The sequence below is a fragment of the Acinetobacter sp. YQ_14 genome, assembly GCF_043102985.1.
GTDB classification, from domain to species: domain Bacteria; phylum Pseudomonadota; class Gammaproteobacteria; order Pseudomonadales; family Moraxellaceae; genus Acinetobacter; species Acinetobacter venetianus.
In genome coordinates, this window is the sequence record NZ_JBICJJ010000020.1 from 39,906 (window position 1) to 58,371 (window position 18,466).

The 18,466-nt window shown below is 38.7% G+C and carries 16 protein-coding genes; 8 read left to right on the forward strand and 8 right to left on the reverse strand.

Features of this window, described 5'->3' with window-relative positions:
• The first annotated feature begins 11 nt into the window (after positions 1-11).
• The 4 genes from iscA (at position 12) to fdx (ending at position 3,189) form a co-directional block, all read left to right on the forward strand.
• Positions 12-332 carry an iron-sulfur cluster assembly protein IscA gene (gene iscA, locus ACF8D3_RS10100; protein WP_004878730.1) on the forward strand — a complete coding sequence of 107 codons (321 nt, stop codon included), beginning with the start codon at positions 12-14 and terminating at the stop codon, positions 330-332.
• An 84-nt stretch (positions 333-416) separates the two neighbouring features.
• Entirely contained in the window at positions 417-935 is a 519-nt protein-coding gene (hscB, locus tag ACF8D3_RS10105) for a Fe-S protein assembly co-chaperone HscB (RefSeq protein WP_004878728.1), read from the forward strand.
• Positions 936-973: 38 nt separating this feature from the next.
• Positions 974-2,833 carry a Fe-S protein assembly chaperone HscA gene (gene hscA, locus ACF8D3_RS10110; protein ID WP_392471337.1) on the forward strand — a complete coding sequence of 620 codons (1,860 nt, stop codon included), beginning with the start codon at positions 974-976 and terminating at the stop codon, positions 2,831-2,833.
• 17 nt (positions 2,834-2,850) lie between these two features.
• Positions 2,851-3,189, forward strand: a complete 339-nt coding sequence (gene fdx, locus ACF8D3_RS10115; RefSeq protein WP_019384153.1) for an ISC system 2Fe-2S type ferredoxin — start codon at positions 2,851-2,853, stop codon at positions 3,187-3,189.
• Positions 3,190-3,261: 72 nt separating this feature from the next.
• Here fdx and ACF8D3_RS10120 read toward each other — a convergent pair whose 3' ends face one another.
• From ACF8D3_RS10120 to aceI, 4 genes are all read right to left on the reverse strand, one after another.
• On the reverse strand, positions 3,262-4,701 hold the full coding sequence (locus ACF8D3_RS10120; protein WP_392471339.1) for an adenylate/guanylate cyclase domain-containing protein: 1,440 nt from the start codon (positions 4,699-4,701) through the stop codon (positions 3,262-3,264).
• A gap of 50 nt (positions 4,702-4,751) precedes the next feature.
• Complete coding sequence (locus tag ACF8D3_RS10125) at positions 4,752-5,186, reverse strand: HIT domain-containing protein (protein ID WP_004661448.1); 435 nt, start codon at positions 5,184-5,186, stop codon at positions 4,752-4,754.
• A gap of 195 nt (positions 5,187-5,381) precedes the next feature.
• Positions 5,382-8,843 carry a transcription-repair coupling factor gene (gene mfd / locus ACF8D3_RS10130; protein ID WP_392471342.1) on the reverse strand — a complete coding sequence of 1,154 codons (3,462 nt, stop codon included), beginning with the start codon at positions 8,841-8,843 and terminating at the stop codon, positions 5,382-5,384.
• Between the two features lie 290 nt (positions 8,844-9,133).
• Positions 9,134-9,562: a chlorhexidine efflux PACE transporter AceI gene (gene aceI / locus ACF8D3_RS10135; protein WP_392471344.1), complete on the reverse strand. Its 429-nt coding sequence runs from the start codon at positions 9,560-9,562 to the stop codon at positions 9,134-9,136.
• 87 nt (positions 9,563-9,649) lie between these two features.
• Between aceI and ACF8D3_RS10140 the strand changes: the two genes are divergently transcribed.
• The 4 genes from ACF8D3_RS10140 (at position 9,650) to ACF8D3_RS10155 (ending at position 13,652) form a co-directional block, all read left to right on the forward strand.
• Complete coding sequence (locus tag ACF8D3_RS10140; protein ID WP_004878715.1) at positions 9,650-10,543, forward strand: LysR family transcriptional regulator; 894 nt, start codon at positions 9,650-9,652, stop codon at positions 10,541-10,543.
• Between the two features lie 108 nt (positions 10,544-10,651).
• Positions 10,652-11,641, forward strand: a complete 990-nt coding sequence (gene tal / locus ACF8D3_RS10145) for a transaldolase (RefSeq protein WP_392471347.1) — start codon at positions 10,652-10,654, stop codon at positions 11,639-11,641.
• A gap of 73 nt (positions 11,642-11,714) precedes the next feature.
• Positions 11,715-12,365: a leucine efflux protein LeuE gene (leuE, locus tag ACF8D3_RS10150; RefSeq protein ID WP_004878712.1), complete on the forward strand. Its 651-nt coding sequence runs from the start codon at positions 11,715-11,717 to the stop codon at positions 12,363-12,365.
• Between the two features lie 108 nt (positions 12,366-12,473).
• Positions 12,474-13,652, forward strand: a complete 1,179-nt coding sequence (locus ACF8D3_RS10155) for a benzoate/H(+) symporter BenE family transporter (RefSeq protein ID WP_392471349.1) — start codon at positions 12,474-12,476, stop codon at positions 13,650-13,652.
• 28 nt (positions 13,653-13,680) lie between these two features.
• Here the strand turns inward: ACF8D3_RS10155 and ACF8D3_RS10160 are convergent, their stop codons facing one another.
• The 4 genes from ACF8D3_RS10160 to ACF8D3_RS10175 all read right to left on the reverse strand — a co-directional run bounded on the left by ACF8D3_RS10160 (position 13,681) and on the right by ACF8D3_RS10175 (position 18,352).
• Complete coding sequence (locus tag ACF8D3_RS10160) at positions 13,681-15,513, reverse strand: monovalent cation:proton antiporter-2 (CPA2) family protein (protein WP_392471351.1); 1,833 nt, start codon at positions 15,511-15,513, stop codon at positions 13,681-13,683.
• A gap of 156 nt (positions 15,514-15,669) precedes the next feature.
• A complete protein-coding gene (locus ACF8D3_RS10165) occupies positions 15,670-16,086 on the reverse strand; it encodes an RDD family protein (protein ID WP_392471353.1) in 417 nt (138 codons plus the stop codon).
• Positions 16,087-16,153: 67 nt separating this feature from the next.
• Positions 16,154-16,840, reverse strand: a complete 687-nt coding sequence (locus ACF8D3_RS10170; protein ID WP_136458874.1) for a dienelactone hydrolase family protein — start codon at positions 16,838-16,840, stop codon at positions 16,154-16,156.
• Positions 16,841-16,972: 132 nt separating this feature from the next.
• A complete protein-coding gene (locus tag ACF8D3_RS10175; RefSeq protein ID WP_392471356.1) occupies positions 16,973-18,352 on the reverse strand; it encodes an L-serine ammonia-lyase in 1,380 nt (459 codons plus the stop codon).
• Between the last annotated feature and the right edge of the window lie 114 nt (positions 18,353-18,466).

Below are 18,466 nucleotides of genomic sequence, written 5' to 3' on the forward strand. Positions count from 1 at the left end.
TTGGAGTTTTCATGATCAATTTAACTGAAAATGCTGCGACTCACATCAGCAATTACCTACAAAACCGAGGTAAGGGTGAAGGCATTCGTGTTGGTGTGAAAACTTCGGGTTGTTCTGGATTGGCTTACGTACTTGAGTTTGTCGATGATGTCGACACACATGATCAAATGTTTGAACAATTCGGTGTTAAAGTTTTCGTTGATCCAAAAAGCCTAGTTTATCTCGATGGTTTAGAGATGGACTATGTTAAAAACGGTCTCAATGAAGGTTTTGAATTTAACAACCCAAATCAAAAAGGTGAATGTGGTTGTGGTGAATCATTTACTGTTTAATCCACTCCCACCCTCTTTCTTTTCGTCAAAACAGTGTGTTCCGCACTGTTTTAACGTATTTATCAATAGCGGAATTCATCTCCCATGAATCATTTTGAGTTGTTCCAATTACCCGAAGCACTCGATATAGATTTAGCAGCTTTAAAAAAACAATTTTTAAGTTTGCAACAGCAATATCACCCTGACAAAGCAACTGACAAAGATCAAGCACTGATTAAGTCAAGCGAAATCAACCAAGCCTTCAAAGTGCTTTCACAAGTTGACAGCCGTGCTGCATATTTACTTGGTTTAAAGAAACAAGACCACCATCTTGACCAATCCATTAGCGATTTTGAGTTCTTACAATCTGCACTTGAAATGCGTGAACAATTGGATGAAGCAACATCTTCAGCACAATTGCACACATTAAAAGTTGAAGTGCAACAATGGATTGATGGTCTAGTACGTGAGTTTAAAATTGATTTTGCGGACGAAGATTGGGCTGAAGCACGTGATACTGTTCGTAAACTGCGTTTTTTCCAACGTGTTATGAATGATATTGATAAGGCTGAAGATCGCATACTAGATGAAGAAGAAAGCTTCGATCTAGATGATGATTTTTAATCCGCTATTACCAATTATTTTCAAGGGATACCTCACGCATGGCACTTTTGCAAATTGCTGAACCTGGTCAATCGACTGCCCCGCACGAACATCGTATTGCGATTGGCATTGACTTAGGAACAACCCACTCTTTAGTGGCGACAGTGCTATCGGGAAAACCGAAAGTTCTACAAGATGACAAAGATCGCGTTTTATTGCCATCTATTGTTCACTATGCAAAGGATTCAACAACGTTTGGCTATGAGGCCAAACCGTTTATGATGACTGACCCAAAAAATACTGTCGTTTCTGTAAAACGCTTTATGGGTCGTTCACAAGCAGATATTAAATTTCAACATCCGTATACACTTGTTGGCGCAGAAAATGAGATGCCAGCATTTGAAACTGCTGCTGGTCGTAAAACGCCTGTTGAAATTTCAGCTGAGATTTTAAAACAACTTAAAGATCGTGCTGAAGCAAGTTTAAACAATCCTGTAAATGGTGCAGTCATTACAGTTCCTGCTTACTTCGATGAAGCACAACGTCAAGCAACGCGTGATGCAGCTCAACTTGCTGGTTTAAACGTTTTACGCTTATTAAATGAACCTACAGCCGCTGCGGTTGCCTATGGTTTGGATCAAGAAACCAATCTAAGCACTGATCGCAACTATGTGATTTATGATTTAGGTGGCGGTACATTTGATGTATCTATCCTACGTTTTTCACAAGGTGTATTTGAGGTTTTAGCGACAGGTGGACACACTGCGTTAGGTGGCGATGACCTTGACCGTTTAATCGTAAAATGGGCAAAGAAACAGCTCAATATCGATACATTAAGTGATGAAGAATATGCTGTCTTTGTTGTTGCTGCCCGCCAAGCCAAAGAATATTTAACGGATCATGAATCTGCCGAGTTAAAACTATTGGATGACCGTCTTACTTTAGACCGTCCAACTTTTGAATCGATTATTCAAGTTGCTCTTGATAAGACAATCAGTGTTTGCAAACGCGTATTACGTGATGCAAAACTTGAACTTGATGAGATTGAGCATGTTGTTTTAGTGGGTGGTTCAACCCGTTCTTATGCCGTTCAAAAAGTAGTACGTGAACTATTCAAGCGTGAACCATTATGTACAATTAACCCAGATGAAGTTGTCGCGATTGGTGCCTCTATTACAGCAAATCAACTGATTGGCAATAGCCAAGACGGCTCATTATTGCTTGATGTTACCCCACTATCTCTTGGCTTAGAAACTATGGGTGGTTTAGTTGAACGCTTAATCTCTCGCAATACAGCAATTCCTGTTGCTCGCCGCCAAGAATTCACCACTTATCAAGATGGTCAAACAGCAATGCTAATCCATGTGGTACAAGGTGAACGTGATTTGGTTGAACACTGTCGCTCGTTGGGTCGCTTTGTATTGCACGGCATTCCACCAATGACAGCTGGTCAAGCACGCATCGAAGTGACATTCCAAGTTGATGCTGATGGGTTACTGACAGTATCTGCAAAAGAAACCACTTCTGGCGTGCAAGCACAGATTGATATCAAACCATCTTATGGTTTATCAACAGCTGATACTGAACGTTTATTAGTAGAAGGTTTCCAGCATGCAGAGGAAGATAAACATCTTCGTCATTTGCAAGAAACTAAAGTTGAAGCTCAACGCGAGTTAGAAGCCTTAGAGCAAGCATTAAAAGCTGATACGGATCTACTTTCTCAGCAACAAGCCCGAGATCTTATTTTAGCCGCAGAAGCATTGAAAGCTCGACTTAAAACTAATGAACTAGGGGCAATTGAACATGCTGTTCAGGAGCTTAAAGTTCATAGCGATGCTTTTGCAGCGCTTCGTATGAATCGACATATTGACCATGCCTTAAAAGGTACAAAACTTGAAGATTGGTCAAACTCAAATTAAAGGTATAGGTGATCAATATGCCACGTATTAAAGTTCTTCCTCATGCTCAAATTTGCCCTGAAGGTGCAGAATTTGAAGTCGAAAAGAATGCCAATTTATGCCAAAGCTTACTTAAGCAAGGTATTAAAATTGAACATGCTTGTGATATGTCTGCGGCATGTACGACCTGCCATGTGGTTGTTCGCAAAGGTTTTGACAGCCTAGATGAAATGAATGACGTAGAAGCTGATTTACTTGATCGTGCTTGGGGTTTAGAGCCTGACTCTCGCCTATCTTGCCAAGTTGAAATTGTTGATGAAGATTTAGAAATTGAAATTCCTAAATACACAATTAACCATGCTTCAGAAAACCACTAAGCCTATATTCGCTTAGTTATAAAAAAACTCCTCATACTTTGAGGAGTTTTTTTATTCAAAAATAAATCTGGATTATTGTCTAATCTCATCATCAAGCGTTAATTTTGGAATGCCCTGAGCATTAGTAATTTTTTGCTGAGTTTTAATACGCTGAATCATTTTCTCCAAAATTTCGACCAATTCTGGATATTCATAGTTCTGTACTTCTTCTAAGTTCAGCACTAAATGGAATCCTTTATATTCAAAGTCGAACCATTTTTGTGTATCTGACTTCTTACCAGTGAACTTCTCCATAACCTGCCAAGTTTTGACAGGACCTTGAATCCCTTTTAAATAAATCGGCACTTTAGGAACACAAAGAAATTCATTTTTAATAAGCTGATGCGTGTCATCAGCAATCAGAATTTCATCAACTTCTGCTGCTGATTGTAAGCGTGCAGCGAGATTCACATCACGCCCAACAATGGTATAAGCCATACGATGTGAAGCACCATAGTTTCCAACGTGACAATACCCTGTACTTACTCCCATACGGATATGTAATGCTGGATAACCCATCTTCTTCCAACGCTCACGTAAGAGCTTCATTTGCTGACGCATCGCAATCGCCATTTCTACACAAGATTTTGCATCTTGCTCAACACCTTGCGAGTTTGGATCACCAAAAAAGATCAGAATCGCATCACCCATGAACTTATCGACAGTCGCCTCATACTGCTTCGCTATCTCTGTCATATGACTAAGATAATCATTGAGTAAGAAAGCTAAATCGTCTGGGATTAATGTTTCTGAAAGTTCAGTGAAACCTTGAATATCTGAAAAGAAGATTGTTAATTTTTTACGCTTATATTCAATCTTTGCTTCAGCCTCACCACGCATAATCGACTGCCATAATTGCAGTGGTGCATATCGACTCAATTGATTTGCAAAAGCAATATAACGCGTCATTTGGTTATGATAATGCTGACGTTGCTGACCAAGAATATTGATACGACGATGCTGATAGTAGTTTCCAATCACAATAAACATCATCAAACCCAGTAAACTGACGACGGTCAGTTCTGGATTCGTTGGCTCAAAATATTCTTCTGCACCAAAAATGAAGAATGTACAGAAATAGAAAGTTAAAACACCGATTAGCCCAATCAAACAAGCAACAGGTAATGTGATTTTATTATTGAGACCAACGTAAAGTAATGCAAATAAGATTGTAAATGTTGGAACTAAACTTAAATGTAACCCAGCTAAAACGATTGCAACAATGACTGCTTCACAAGCAAAGAGAACATTTTTTTCTGTGTTTTTATCAAATTTGTACTGTAACCATTTTTCTAACTTTGGACAAAACAGAAAAAAAACAAATAATATAGGAAGGATGTAAAGTTGATGGTTAGCACTTGAAGAGGTAAATGTATAAATTACCAATATCAGCGACAGTATCGAATATCCCATCAGCCGATGAAAATATGCGAACTGTCTAGGTTCTTTATCAATCAACCTATCTAGTGGCACCCTTAGCTCCTTCCTTATTATAGAAGACTGTTTTTATTCTGTTGTCTAAATCAGTCCATACGCCAATCAAATGGCATATCGCCTTGACCACGTAGTGCAAGCATCAAAGTCTGGCGCATATGAGCAAGAACATCATTGCTATAAGGTACAGCTGGAGTTCCCCAAACTGGCTTCGGCCAAGCAACATCATTTTGGTAACGTACAACATGATGAAAATGAAGTTGAGGTACAACATTACCTAAAGCTGCAACATTCATCTTATCTGCACGGAACACTCGTGAAAGTTGGCTAGATAACCAGCTTGATTCACGCAAAAACTGCTCTTGATCTGCTTGGCTAAGTTCATATAACTCAGTGATTCCTGGTACACGCGGTACAAGAATCAACCAAGGAAATTGCATATCATTCATTAAACGACATGTTGAAAGCGGAAAGTCGCCTACAAAAAATGTATCTTGAGCAAGTTGTGGATGCAAACTAAACATATCTTTATAAATGATGCAGAATAATGATGATCAATACTATCACATCAGTTTTGATGTGAATATTATTAGTAACCTGTTTGATTACAAATAACAATGATTTTCCTCATTTATTACATATACATCAGACCAAAGGACTATTCATTGGCTAAAGACCACACATCTTGATCATTTAAGCAGCAAAAATATACTTTTCCACTAACTATGTAATTCAGTAAGAAGCTTATTCAGCAAATCAACAATAAATTGGATGCGTTTATCATACTCAGCCAATTGCACCATGACTTTTAAGCGCTGACCGCCCTCCATACGATAGTAGGTTGGATTCTTTTGCATGAGTTGAATAATGCTCATCGCTTGCACTGGGGTGTCTGGTGCAAATTCAATGTAGCCACCATTGCTATTGATATCAATTTTAGTGATGCCTAATTGCTCTGCTCGCAAACGAACTTGATGCACACTGAATAATTGCTTCACTGGTTGCGGAGGAATACCAAAGCGATCAATCAATTCCATACGAATATTATCAAGCTTCTCTTGTGTATCGGTATTACTAATACGCTTATAAAAGAGTAAACGCTGATGTACATCTCCCAAATAATCATCAGGAATCAGTGCTGGCATATGCAGGTTGATTTCAGCAGTAAGTGACAATGGAGCATCGAAATTTGGGGTTTTACCTTTTTGAATCGCTTTGGTGGCTTTTTCCAACATTTCCATATACAGGCTATAACCAATCGCTTGCATTGAACCACTTTGTTGTTCACCAAGTAGTTCACCTGCACCACGAATTTCCAAATCTTCGGTTGCCAGCATGAAACCTGCGCCCAAAGTCGAAGCACGTTGAATTGCATCTAAACGTTTTTCAGCATCACCTTTGAGATGTTTAATTGATGGAACTAATAAATAGGCATAGGCTTGGTGATGTGAACGTCCAACACGACCACGTAGTTGATGCAACTGTGCTAAACCAAGTTTGTCAGCCCGTTCAATTAAAATGGTATTGGCATTTGGAACATCAATTCCAGTTTCAATAATCGTCGAGCAGACCAAGACATTGTATTCTTTATGATAGAACTGTTGCATCACTTGCTCGAGTTCACGTTCACGCATCTGACCATGTGCAACTGCAACACGCGCTTCAGGCACAAGGTTGCGAATGTTTTCCGCTGCTCGCTCAATCGTATCGACTTCATTATGTAAGAAATACACCTGACCACCACGTAACAACTCACGCAGAATCGCCTCTTTCACAGAATCATCTGTATGCTCTTGTACAAATGTTTTTACTGCTAAGCGGCGTGCAGGCGGAGTCGCGATAATCGATAAATCACGCATTCCTGAGAATGCCATATTTAGCGTACGCGGAATCGGTGTAGCAGTAAGTGTGAGCATATCGACATCTGAACGTAGTGCTTTGATGCGTTCTTTATCTCGAACACCAAAACGATGTTCTTCATCAACAATCATCAAACCCAAATTTTTAAACTGAATGCTTTCTTGCAAAATCTTATGTGTTCCAATCACTATATCGACTTTGCCTTCTGCCAAATCTTCGATCGTTTTCAAATGGGTTTTATTGCTACCAAAACGAGAAAGCACTTCAATACGAACAGCAGTATCGGCAAAACGATCTTTGAAAGACTCATAATGCTGCTGAGCTAAAAGTGTGGTTGGAACAAGTACAGCGACTTGTTTGCCATTTTGCACCGCAACAAAGGCAGCGCGCATTGCTACTTCAGTTTTACCAAAGCCAACATCGCCACAGACCAAACGATCCATCGGTTTGGCAAGTTGCATGTCATGCAAGGTTGCTTCAATCGCATTGGCTTGATCCAGTGTTTCTTCATAGGCAAAACCACTGGAAAACTGCATATAACCAGTATGATCTAACTCAAATGCAAAACCAGGTTTAGATTGACGGCGAGCTTGAATATGCAACAGCTCCGCAGCAACATCATGAATTTGTTCAAGCGCTTTGCGTTTTGCTTTGCTCCACGTATCCGTACCTAGTTTATGTAATGGTGCAAGGTCTGGATCACCACCGCTGTATCGACTGATCAGATGTAAGTTGGTCACAGGCACATAAACTTTTGCACCATCGGCATAATCGAGCTGCAAAAATTCGTGATCTTGCTGATCAATTTCTAATGTAACCAGACCTGCATAACGCCCAACACCATGATCAATATGTACTACAGGCGCACCGATACTCAGCTCAGTTAAACTGCGAATTAAAAACTCTTCTGAAACTTCTTGTTGGCGTTTTCGGCGGCGTTGTACCACACGATGCTCATAAAGTTGGTTTTCAGAAATAACAGATAATTGACCTGTGAGCAGCAAACCACGATCTAAAGGTGCACTGGTAATCGCAACGTGTAATTGTTCTTTTTGGAATTGTGCAAAACTCTCTACATTCTGAATCTCCCCCAATACAGAACGTAGTGCATCTTTTAAGGTCTCACGACGACCAGCACTCTCGGCGACGAGTAAAACAGGATGCTTAGCTTGATCGATATAATGTTTGACTGCTTCAAAAGGTTGCTCTTTTTTGGGATCAACTGCTAATTTGGGTGGTTGTTCAGCAGCAAGATTCAACACACCTGATTTGACATCAAATGCGTCTGCAGAGGCTAAAATACGAGGAAATTGGTTGAGTGCCTGCAATACGTGATTCGGCATTAAAAATAAATCTTCTGGCGGAAGAATCGGTTGATCAATATTATGACGACGATCTTCATATCGACGCACAACTTCTTTCCAGAAATTAATCAGCTCATCTTCAATTTCATTATTTGTAATGACAACGCAATTCTTTGGTAGGTACGTCATAAGCGTACTTTGTGATTCCATCAATTTCTTATCGAAGAATAATGGTAGATAGAACTCTAAACCAGGGGTTGCAATCCCTTCTAGCACATCCTGATAAATTGGATTTTTCTTTGGATTGGCAGTTGGGAAGCTTTCAGCATAGCGATCTCGAAATGTAGAGCGTCCTTCTTTAAGTGGAAATTCTTTTGCAGGTAAAACAGTGAAGTTTTTTAGGGATTCCGTAGTACGTTGCGTTTCTGGATCAAAGAATTTTAAGCTCTCAATTTCATCATCAAACAAGTCGATACGAATCGGCTGGTCTTGTCCAGATGCATAGATGTCCATAATACTGCCACGAACTGCAAACTCACCATGATCATAAACCGTATCAACCAAGCGATAACCCGCTTGTACCAGTTGCTTTTTCTGTGTTTCTAAATCAAGCTTTTGACCGACTTTAATATCAAAGTGTTCGCCCACAACCCACGAATATGGTGCTACACGTTGCGCTAAAGTACTTGCAGCAATCAGCAAAATGCCCTTTTGTGGCATATTGGAAAGAAGTGCCAAACGCTCAGACACAATATCCTGATGTGGAGACAAACGGTCATAAGGCAAAATTTCCCAATCAGGAAAAATCGTTGGCTTGATGCCATAGAACTCAAGTTCACTTTCAAGTTGAGCAAGGTGCTGATTATTTCTTGCGACAATCACATATAAATTAGAATTCTGCGTAGCAATTTCTTTAAATAATAGTGCTGCTGATGATCCGAGTAATGAACCAATCCAGCGTTTTTCGCCCGCTTTGAATTGTTGTAAGTTTAATTGAGAGATTTCTTGTTGAAACATAGAGAAAATCATGCAATCTAAAAAGATAAGTACCCTATTTTAGCATGATGTTTTTTAGTTGAAGTAGAAAATCAGTTTCATTTAAAAGTTTTAAATATGCTTAGGCTATTTTATTTTTGCCACCTCTCTATTTAAGTAAACACCTTATCCTTTATTTAGTTATGACATTTACATACTTGAATTTCGCTATCAATAAAACAAATAGCAAGTAGAACAAAGCTATCGCTAATCAATCAAATACAATATAAAAAGCACCTCCATCAAATTATGCGAGGTGCTTTTATTAATCATTAGGATGCAAATTTTGCATTTGGAAAGAAACGTCCTTCAACAATGTCATAGCACCATTGGAAGATAAACGTATACACCAAAATACACATCGTTAAACCAAAATCTAAAATCAAAGCTTCAATGAACGACATATTCATCATATAAGCAATAATTGGAATGGTTGCGAGCATTAAACCGCCCTCAAACCCAATCGCATGAAGAATACGTATACGAATCGTTCTTTGCCATTGATATTTATGTTCTATTTTTTCGAAATAATGGTTAAAGATCATATTCCAGATGACCGAAATGACCGCCATGATTGCACCTAGAATACCTGTGACTTCTAATGGCATACTAAAAATTAAACTTAACGCAATTGCGATGATGACCAATAAAATCACTTCATAGCTAATCGCATGAACGAGTCTTCTTTTGGAAATCAACATTTTTAAACACTCTCTTGTTTGGATATTATGCATTTTATTTTTATAATTTTGATTAATCCAATCAGGTTCTTTCAGTTTTTTTGACAGATGAATATAAATCAAGAACAACTTCTCATGTTTCAAACCGTCATTGAAACAGGTTCATTCTCTGCTGCTGCACGTAAGCTAGGCAAAGTCCCCTCAGCAGTAAGTATGTCCATCGCCAATTTAGAAATTGACCTCGATCTAAACTTATTTGAGCGTGTTGGACGTGAACCAAAACCAACAGATGAAGCATGGGCTTTATATGAGAAAACACAGCAATTACTGATTGAAATGAATCAGTGGAAGCAACATGCTCATGCTTTAAGTACGGGTTTAGAATCTACACTTAATATTGTGGTGGTTTCTGAGTTACTGCATACCAATTGGACAGATTACATCACCCTACTTGAGCAACACTTCCCGAGTCTTGCGATTAATATCGTGTCTGCACCTCAAGAAGATGCTTTACAAATGTTGCTCGATCAGTCCGCACAACTCGCACTGATGTTTGAGAGAGAGCACTTGGACAGCCGCGAACAATTTGTTGAATTAAAACGAGAAGCTCTCGTTCCTGTTGTTTCAAATATTCATCCGCTTGCACAACTTCAAGAAGTTTCTTTTGAACAAATGATCCAAACTCGACAAATCGTAGTCGCGAGTCGTGATAATACAATTAAGCCAGAATTACTTTATTCTAAAGATTATTGGCGCACCGATAATCATCATTCTGCATGCATGATGATTGTCCGAAATTTGGGTTGGGGTGTTTTACCTTTAGAAATGTTTAATGAAAACCCTGAACTGAAAAAGAAATTAAAAATTTTGGAACTTTATGATTTCACGCCTAAGTTTGAATACTACGTCGATCTTGTTTGGAGTCGTGAAAGCGAACTTGGTGCAGCAGCAAGATTTCTGATTAAACATATCAGAACTCAACGTCAACAAACGAATAAATAAAAAGCATTCTATTGCATAAATAAATGCGGCAATGCCATGCTTTGATTTCACACAGTTTATGTTATAAAGAAGTTATCCGTAATTTTGTTTATTAAGAACGCTATATCAATGACTGAAACTGCATTACACCAATTAAAGAATCTAACAACTGTTGTAGCTGATAGTAGCGACCTAGAGGCGATTGAAAAATTTCGTCCACTAGATGCAACAACCAACCCCTCATTGATTACTACCGCAGCAGAACAGCCAGAAAGCAAACAGCTGATTGAAGACGCTTATACACAAGCAAAACAGGAAGGCTATCAAAATGATGCACTGATTGAACGTACCATTGATATTTTAACAGTCAAATTTGGCGTTGAAATTTTAAAACTAATTGATGGTCGAGTTTCAACAGAGGTTGATGCTTCTCTTTCTTATAATACTGAAGCAACGATTGCCAAAGCGCGTGAGCTTTCTAAACTCTACCGAGGCTATGGCATTGCTCAATCACGTATTTTGATCAAGATCGCGTCGACATGGGAAGGTATTCAGGCGGCGAAAGTCCTCGAAGCAGAAGGTATTCCTTGTAACCTCACTTTGTTATTTGGTTTACATCAGGCCCAAGCTTGTGCAGATGCGAAAATCACTCTGATTTCCCCATTTGTTGGTCGTATCTTAGATTGGTATAAAAAAGCTGAAGGTGTCGAGCAATATCCAATTGAAAAAGATCCAGGTGTACTGTCTGTTAAGCAGATCTATAATTATTACAAACAGCAAGGTATTCAAACTCAAGTGATGGGCGCAAGTTTCCGTAGTACGGCGCAAGTTCTAGGTTTAGCAGGTTGTGATTTATTGACAATTGCACCAAGCCTGTTGTCGCAACTGGAACAAGATCAAAAGCCTGTTAAAGCTCAGTTGTCAGTTGAAGTGGCGGAACAAGCAGAAAAAATCGAACGTCCAGCTCAAACCAAAGAAAGTTTCAAAGCTGAACTTGAACAAGATTTGATGGCATTCCAATTGCTACAAGGCGGAATCGATGGCTTTATCAAAGCACGTGATCAACTCAGTTTATTGCTACGCCAATCTTTTGGTATTGATGCTGAAATCAAAGCATAATTAGTCGAATTTTCACCTATAAAAACCGATTTTTGCTATATTAGCGAAAATCGGTTTTTTTAATGAGTTTAACGTGTTCGGCATAACAGATTTAACCACGTATATTATTGGTACAATCTTGATCGTGTTATTACCCGGACCTAACTCTATATATGTGATGTCAGTGGCATCACGTTACGGTATACGAACTGGTTATGCCGCTGCTTGTGGCGTATTCACAGGCGATTTTATTTTAATTATTTGTACTGTATTAGGTGCAGCTTCGCTATTAAAAGCATTTCCGATTTTATTTATCGTTTTAAAATTATCTGGTGCTTGTTACCTCGCATATTTAGGCTTTAAGTTATTGCAAAGTGCTTTTCAAACATGGAGTCGACCAACGCAACATGCTGAAATGGCTGATTTACCACAATTAGATAAAGTTCATCCTTACCGTACAGCACTTAGTATTAGTCTGCTTAATCCCAAAGCAATTTTATTCTTCCTTTCTTTTTTTGTTCAATTCGTAGAACCCAATTACGCTTACCCTGCATTAAGTTTTTTAATCTTAGCAATAATTCTACAAATAATTAGTTTTAGTTATTTAACCGCTTTAATTTTTTCAGGTGTAAAGCTTGCTAACTTCTTTAAACATAATTATAAACTTGCAGCTAGTGGTATTTGTTTAGTTGGGCTTTTATTTTTTGGATTTGGTTTAAGACTTGCTACTTCAACCATTTCTTAGTTTCAATTTTTCAAATTTGATCAGTTTATTCAATCGCCTAAATACTTCGATTAATTGATAATTAACGATATACTTTTCAACAATTTTTAATCAAGTTTAGATGCATAGATGCAACGTCTCCTTCAAGATTTCTCGATTCCTGCGGTTTTTGCTGGCTTTATTACTTTTCTTATCGGAATTAGTGTTTCTGCCGTACTGGTGATCCAAGGCGCCCAATCTTTGGGGGCAAATACTGCTCAAATTAATTCTTGGTTTTGGGCGCTTGGGCTTGCAATTGGTCTATCTGGATTAATTTTATCTTGGAAATATAAGTATCCTGTTGCAACCGCATGGTCAACGCCGGGTATTGCCTTAATTATTGCATCTACAGGACATTACGATTTATACGAAGCAATTGGTGCTTTTCTTATTTGTGGAGTCGCAATTGCTATCGTTGGCTTTTCAGGCATTTTCCAAAAATTATTGGCTCATATTCCTCAAAGCCTGACCTGTGCAATGCTAGCGGGTATCTTATTAAAATTTGGAATACAAATTTTCAGCAGTTTAGAAACGCAGCTTGGTTTTATTCTAAGTATGTTAGTGATCTATCTTGTATCAAAGCGTTTATTCCCACGTTACAGTATTGTTCTTACTGTTATTGTAGGGGCGATCATCTGCCCTCTATTCATTGATTTTGAACTTCATGCAATCACATGGTCTTTGACACAACCTGTGTGGATGCAACCTTCATTTTCTTGGTCTGCCATTCTTGGACTTGCCTTACCGTTGTTTGTAATCAATATGACTTCACAAAATTTACCAGGTATTGCAATGATTCAAAGTTATGGTTATCAACCACATGTGAATCAACTTGTTGGTTGGACGGGTATTGCACACACTGTTTTTGCTCCTTTTGGCTGTTTTTCCGTTAATTTAGCAGCAATCAGCGCAGCAGTAAGCTTAGATGACCAAGTACATCCTGATCCAAGCAAGCGTTATATCGCAGGTATTAGTTGTGGTTTGTTTTATATTTTAATGGGGCTTTTTGCCGCGACTCTAGTCAGTCTACTGATGTCGTTCCCACAAATTTTTATTGTCGCACTTGCAGGAATTGCCTTATTTGCAACAATTAGCCACAACGTAGCAGTCGCATTTTCAAATGTCGAAGAACGTGAAGCCGCTTTACTGACCTTCCTATGCAGTGCTTCTGGCATTCAATTTTGGGGAATTGGCTCAGCATTTTGGGGATTATTGCTTGGAATTTTCGTACTGATCTTATTTAGATTTAAAACAAAAAATAAGCCTTAGAGATTAAGGCTTATTTAGAGAATACGTTCTATTTACCCTCGAAATCCTTCTGAACCTCTTCATCATTTAAAATACGGCCAGCTTGTTTTGGCCGTAATAAAGGTGAAGTTGGACGAGGATGGCGGTGTGAATATTGTAAACCTACCCCTGCATAAACATCATCTGCGGCAATTTCTGTCTCAAAACGCTCTTCATCCCGCTCACGAATTTCATCACTAATTCGTTTGACTTCATCTTCATCAACACCAAGACGATCCAAAATTACACCACCAAATTTGATTGCAGATTCAAAGGTCTCACGAATCATATAATCCACTTTTTGTTTCACTAAGTGCAAAGAATGTTCACGATCATATGAGCGAACTAATAGCTTTGCTAAAGGAAATTCATGTGTAACCAGTTCAACGATACGATTGGTTGTTTCTTTGCTATCGACACAGACAACAATTGCTTCAGCTGTTGAAGCACCTGACGCATGTAAAATATCTAAACGACATCCGTCACCATAATAGATTTTAAAACCAAATTTTTCTGCGTTTTGGATCATATCAATGTCATTATCAATAATGGTGACATCAACCCCTCTAGCCAATAATAACTGACTAGCTACCTGCCCGAAACGACCAAAGCCAATCAACAAAATACGGCCACTAAGTCCCTCAGCAACATTGACATTTTCCAGCGAAATTTCGTTTTTAGTTTGGGTAAATCGTTTAAATACCACACCAAGAATCGGTGTTAGCACCATTGATAAAACAACAATGGCCGTTAGGTTGGACTTGACCGTATTATCAATGACCTGAGCACTCACAGCCGCGGCAAAAAGTACAAAAGCGAACTCACCGCCCTGTGCCATCAATAAAGCTCGATCCAAAGCTTCTGTATGCGAACTTTTGGTCACACGTGCAACAACATAAATCATCAGGGCTTTGGCAAACATCATGGCCAAAACGCCACTTACGATCAGCTGCCAGTTCTGTTGTACCACAGATAAATCTAAAGACATCCCCACACCAAGGAAAAATAGTCCTAATAAGATGCCCCTGAATGGCTCAATATCTGCTTCAATCTGATGTCTAAAGGTTGACTCTGATAACAATACACCTGCAAGGAAAGCGCCCATCGCCATCGACAAACCACTGACCTGCATTAACAATGCTGCACCTAATACGACTAAAAGTGCCGCGGCTGTCATCACCTCCCGCGCTTTAGCTGCTGCCAAGAGTCTGAATAGTGGATTCAGTAGCCAATAACCCGCAGCGATTAAACCTGCGATGGCAATTAAACCAATCCCAATATTTTCTAAGCGCGCTGATGTAGTTTCGACCACATGATTTGGTGCCATGAATGCAACAATCGCCAATAACGGAACAATCAGTAAATCTTCGAATAAAAGTATTGCAACAACTTTTTGTCCGTGTGGTTGTGCAATATCACCGCGATCACCCAATAACTGCATCACAATTGCAGTTGAGGTTAAAACGAAACCAGCCGCCCCAATAAATGCAACTTGCCATTGAAACCCAAAGAGTAAGCCGACACCTGTTAAAGCCAAAGCACAAGCAACAATCTGTAATGTGCCTAAACCAAAGATTTCACGTCTAAGACTCCACAAATGTGACGGTTGCATTTCTAAGCCAATCACAAATAGATACATCACGATACCAAGTTCAGCGATGTGTAAAATCGAAGTAGAATCATGAAAAAAAGCAAAACCAAATGGGCCAATGATAAGGCCTGCAATTAAATATCCTAATACGGCCCCTAATCCAATACGCTTAAAAATGGGTACGGCGATAACAGCCGCAGCTAATAAAACTACAGGCGCAATTAAACTGATTGAGTGTGCCTCTGAACTCATACTGTTCTCATTTTTATCAATTTGATTTTATTCTATTTGAAACACGAAAAGACTTATATACCATTTATGAGACAATGCTTCTCAATCTATTTTTTAATGATCTAGAAATAAAAAAATCGCCACAGAGGACGATTTTAAATTTGATTAAACAACTTTCTAAAGCTCTTTTACCACAACTGTCTTAGCCATTTTGTCATGCCAACCCTGTTTTTTAGGATCAAAAGCGACCCAGATCAAACCTATAAATAAAACTAAAGTGGCTGGAATATAACCAATATAGCGAATAATTCCTTGCCCAACACTAACATTATTTCCTGTTTGCTCATCCAATACTTTTAAACGTAATAGACGTTTACCGGGTGTTCCCGCAAATTTGATCCAACAAAAGATATAAAAAATAGCACTGAGAATTTGACCTAGCCAATCAGCCCAAGTCCAACCCGAAAAATTATTACTGACATTAGGTGCAATAATCATCATAATTGGTATTAGAGCAACTGCCACGATAATCGAATCAATTATAGCTGCACCTACACGTATCCAGAAACCTGCATACTCATATTTATATGACATTAGCCCCTCTCATTTTATTTCTATAAATGAATAAATATTTATACATAATAACGGCTAAGCATATCATTTATACAGTATTTTGTTTTAACTCTCGATCAAAAAAATCAACTGTACGTTGCCATACGACTTTGGCCTCAGGCATGCCACGGCTGACACTTCTGAAACCATGCGGCATATTATAGGTATAGGCTTCAACTCGATCGCCTAACTGTTGGATCAACTTTTCCCTTTTTGACTTTGGACAAAATGGATCGACATTCGCCCAATGTCCTTGCAGAATTCGAATATCATCCAAGGATTCTTTTTTCGGTACACCAACGCCCTCAATCCCTAAAGAATGATGATAAACCACAGGAGCTAACATATCTTCACGTTTGGCCATTTGAATCACATAACCACCTGTTAAACATTGTCCCAACATGCCTAAACGCCCATTTGAGCGTGGATCGGATTTCAAAGCATCCAATAAAACATGAATCTCTTGATTTACGCCACTATCAGCAGCATTACTTCGCCCCGCTTTACTCACCATCGCACGGATACAATATTTGACTGCACCACCATCAAACAAATTAGGTACATAAACGAGATAGCCACGATCAGCTAAATCTTGAGCATCCTCACGATAAACATCAAGAATACCAAATAACTCGTGTAGCAATAAAATTGAAGGAACTGATTCAGAAGTTTCTTTAGGTGCGTACACTTCTACTTCTATTTGGCGGGTGGGTAATGTGATTTTTTTTATTTCCATTTTAGTCATCCATAATATTCGAATCGATTTCATACTATTTATGACAATTCATATTGTCAAATAAAAAAGGATGGTTTGTACCATCCTTTCTGTAAGGCGTTCATTTAACACTAATAGTTTATTAGCGCAGGTTTAACATTCAATCGAATTGACGGCTAAACCACCTTTGGAGGTTTCTTTATATTTATCTGACATGTCTTTACCTGTTTCTTTCATAGTTTGTATGACTTTATCCAAAGACACATGATGTTCGCCATCGCCATGTAATGCCATTTGCGCTGCATTAATCGCTTTTACCGCAGCAATTGCATTTCGCTCAATACACGGCACTTGTACCAAACCACCAATAGGATCGCACGTTAAGCCTAAATTATGCTCCAGACCAATTTCAGCAGCATGTTCAACTTGCTCAGGTGTGCCATTTAAAATTTCTGCTAAACCAGCCGAAGCCATTGCACATGCTGAGCCAACCTCGCCCTGACATCCAACTTCTGCACCTGAAATAGAAGCATTCAATTTACATAAAATTCCAACTGCTGCTGCGCTTAAAAAGAATTTTACGATGGTATCTTCAGACTCATCTTTTGAAAAATTTACATAATAGGATAAAACTGCTGGAATAATGCCTGCTGCGCCATTGGTTGGGGCTGTTACCACTCGACCACCTGCGGCATTTTCTTCATTTACTGCAAGAGCAAATAAGTTGACCCACTCCATTGCATTAAAGGTCGTCTCAATCAAATTTTGATTTTCTTTTCTTAATAACCGTTGATGAATATTTTTGGCTCGACGTTTTACATTTAGCCCTCCCTCTAAAACTCCCTCATGCTCTAATCCGCTTTGGATACAGGTCTGCATTGCCTGCCAAATTTCGAGAATTTTAGTGCGTATTTCATCTTCAGTTCGCCAGCTTTTCTCATTTTCCAACATCAAATGACTAATACTGCAATTATACTTTTTACACAACGCTAGTAACTCTTTGGCCGTTTGAAATGGATAAGGAATTTGCGTGTTGTCTTCAATGAAACTGCCATGATTGACATGACTTTCATCTAAAACAAAACCACCACCAATTGAATAATAGGTATTGGCATAAACTTCATGTTCATGTTTGTCATACGCGACAATTTTCATCGCATTTGGATGATAAGCTAAGGCCTCATCGATAAAAGTAATATCTCGGTCAGCATCAAAATCAATCAGTTTTGTACCATCAACTTTTAGTTTCTTAGTCACTAAAGTTTGACCTAGGATCAATCGACTTTCTGCAATATCAATCGTTTCAGGCTCATTACCCATGAGACCTAATATTGTTGCTTTATCTGTACCATGTCCGATCCCTGTGGATGATAAAGAACCATATAAGAAAATTTTGACTTGCTCAGTTTTCTGTAAATCATCACGTTCTTTCAACACCTGAATGAATTGATACGCGGCTCGCATGGGCGCAACGGTATGAGAACTTGAAGGACCAACACCAATTTTAAAAAGATCAAATACACTCAAAGCCATCTGTGATTATTCCTAAAATATCCCTTTTTATTTTTATGATTTTTTAGCGGGGAAAATTCCGTATTCAATAAAAAAGAATAGCCACAACCGTAACCGACTGTGGCTAAGAAAACA

Bases quoted from the DNA above. Each gene is read 5' to 3' on its own strand.
- iscA (WP_004878730.1), top strand. From the start codon at position 12: ATGATCAATTTAACTGAAAATGCTGCGACTCACATCAGCAATTACCTA.
- hscB (WP_004878728.1), top strand. From the start codon at position 417: ATGAATCATTTTGAGTTGTTCCAATTACCCGAAGCACTCGATATAGAT.
- hscA (WP_392471337.1), top strand. From the start codon at position 974: ATGGCACTTTTGCAAATTGCTGAACCTGGTCAATCGACTGCCCCGCAC.
- fdx (WP_019384153.1), top strand. From the start codon at position 2,851: ATGCCACGTATTAAAGTTCTTCCTCATGCTCAAATTTGCCCTGAAGGT.
- ACF8D3_RS10125 (WP_004661448.1), bottom strand. From the start codon at position 5,186: ATGTTTAGTTTGCATCCACAACTTGCTCAAGATACATTTTTTGTAGGC.
- mfd (WP_392471342.1), bottom strand. From the start codon at position 8,843: ATGTTTCAACAAGAAATCTCTCAATTAAACTTACAACAATTCAAAGCG.
- aceI (WP_392471344.1), bottom strand. From the start codon at position 9,562: ATGTTGATTTCCAAAAGAAGACTCGTTCATGCGATTAGCTATGAAGTG.
- ACF8D3_RS10140 (WP_004878715.1), top strand. From the start codon at position 9,650: ATGAATATAAATCAAGAACAACTTCTCATGTTTCAAACCGTCATTGAA.
- tal (WP_392471347.1), top strand. From the start codon at position 10,652: ATGACTGAAACTGCATTACACCAATTAAAGAATCTAACAACTGTTGTA.
- ACF8D3_RS10155 (WP_392471349.1), top strand. From the start codon at position 12,474: ATGCAACGTCTCCTTCAAGATTTCTCGATTCCTGCGGTTTTTGCTGGC.
- ACF8D3_RS10160 (WP_392471351.1), bottom strand. From the start codon at position 15,513: ATGAGTTCAGAGGCACACTCAATCAGTTTAATTGCGCCTGTAGTTTTA.
- ACF8D3_RS10165 (WP_392471353.1), bottom strand. From the start codon at position 16,086: ATGTCATATAAATATGAGTATGCAGGTTTCTGGATACGTGTAGGTGCA.
- ACF8D3_RS10170 (WP_136458874.1), bottom strand. From the start codon at position 16,840: ATGGAAATAAAAAAAATCACATTACCCACCCGCCAAATAGAAGTAGAA.
- ACF8D3_RS10175 (WP_392471356.1), bottom strand. From the start codon at position 18,352: ATGGCTTTGAGTGTATTTGATCTTTTTAAAATTGGTGTTGGTCCTTCA.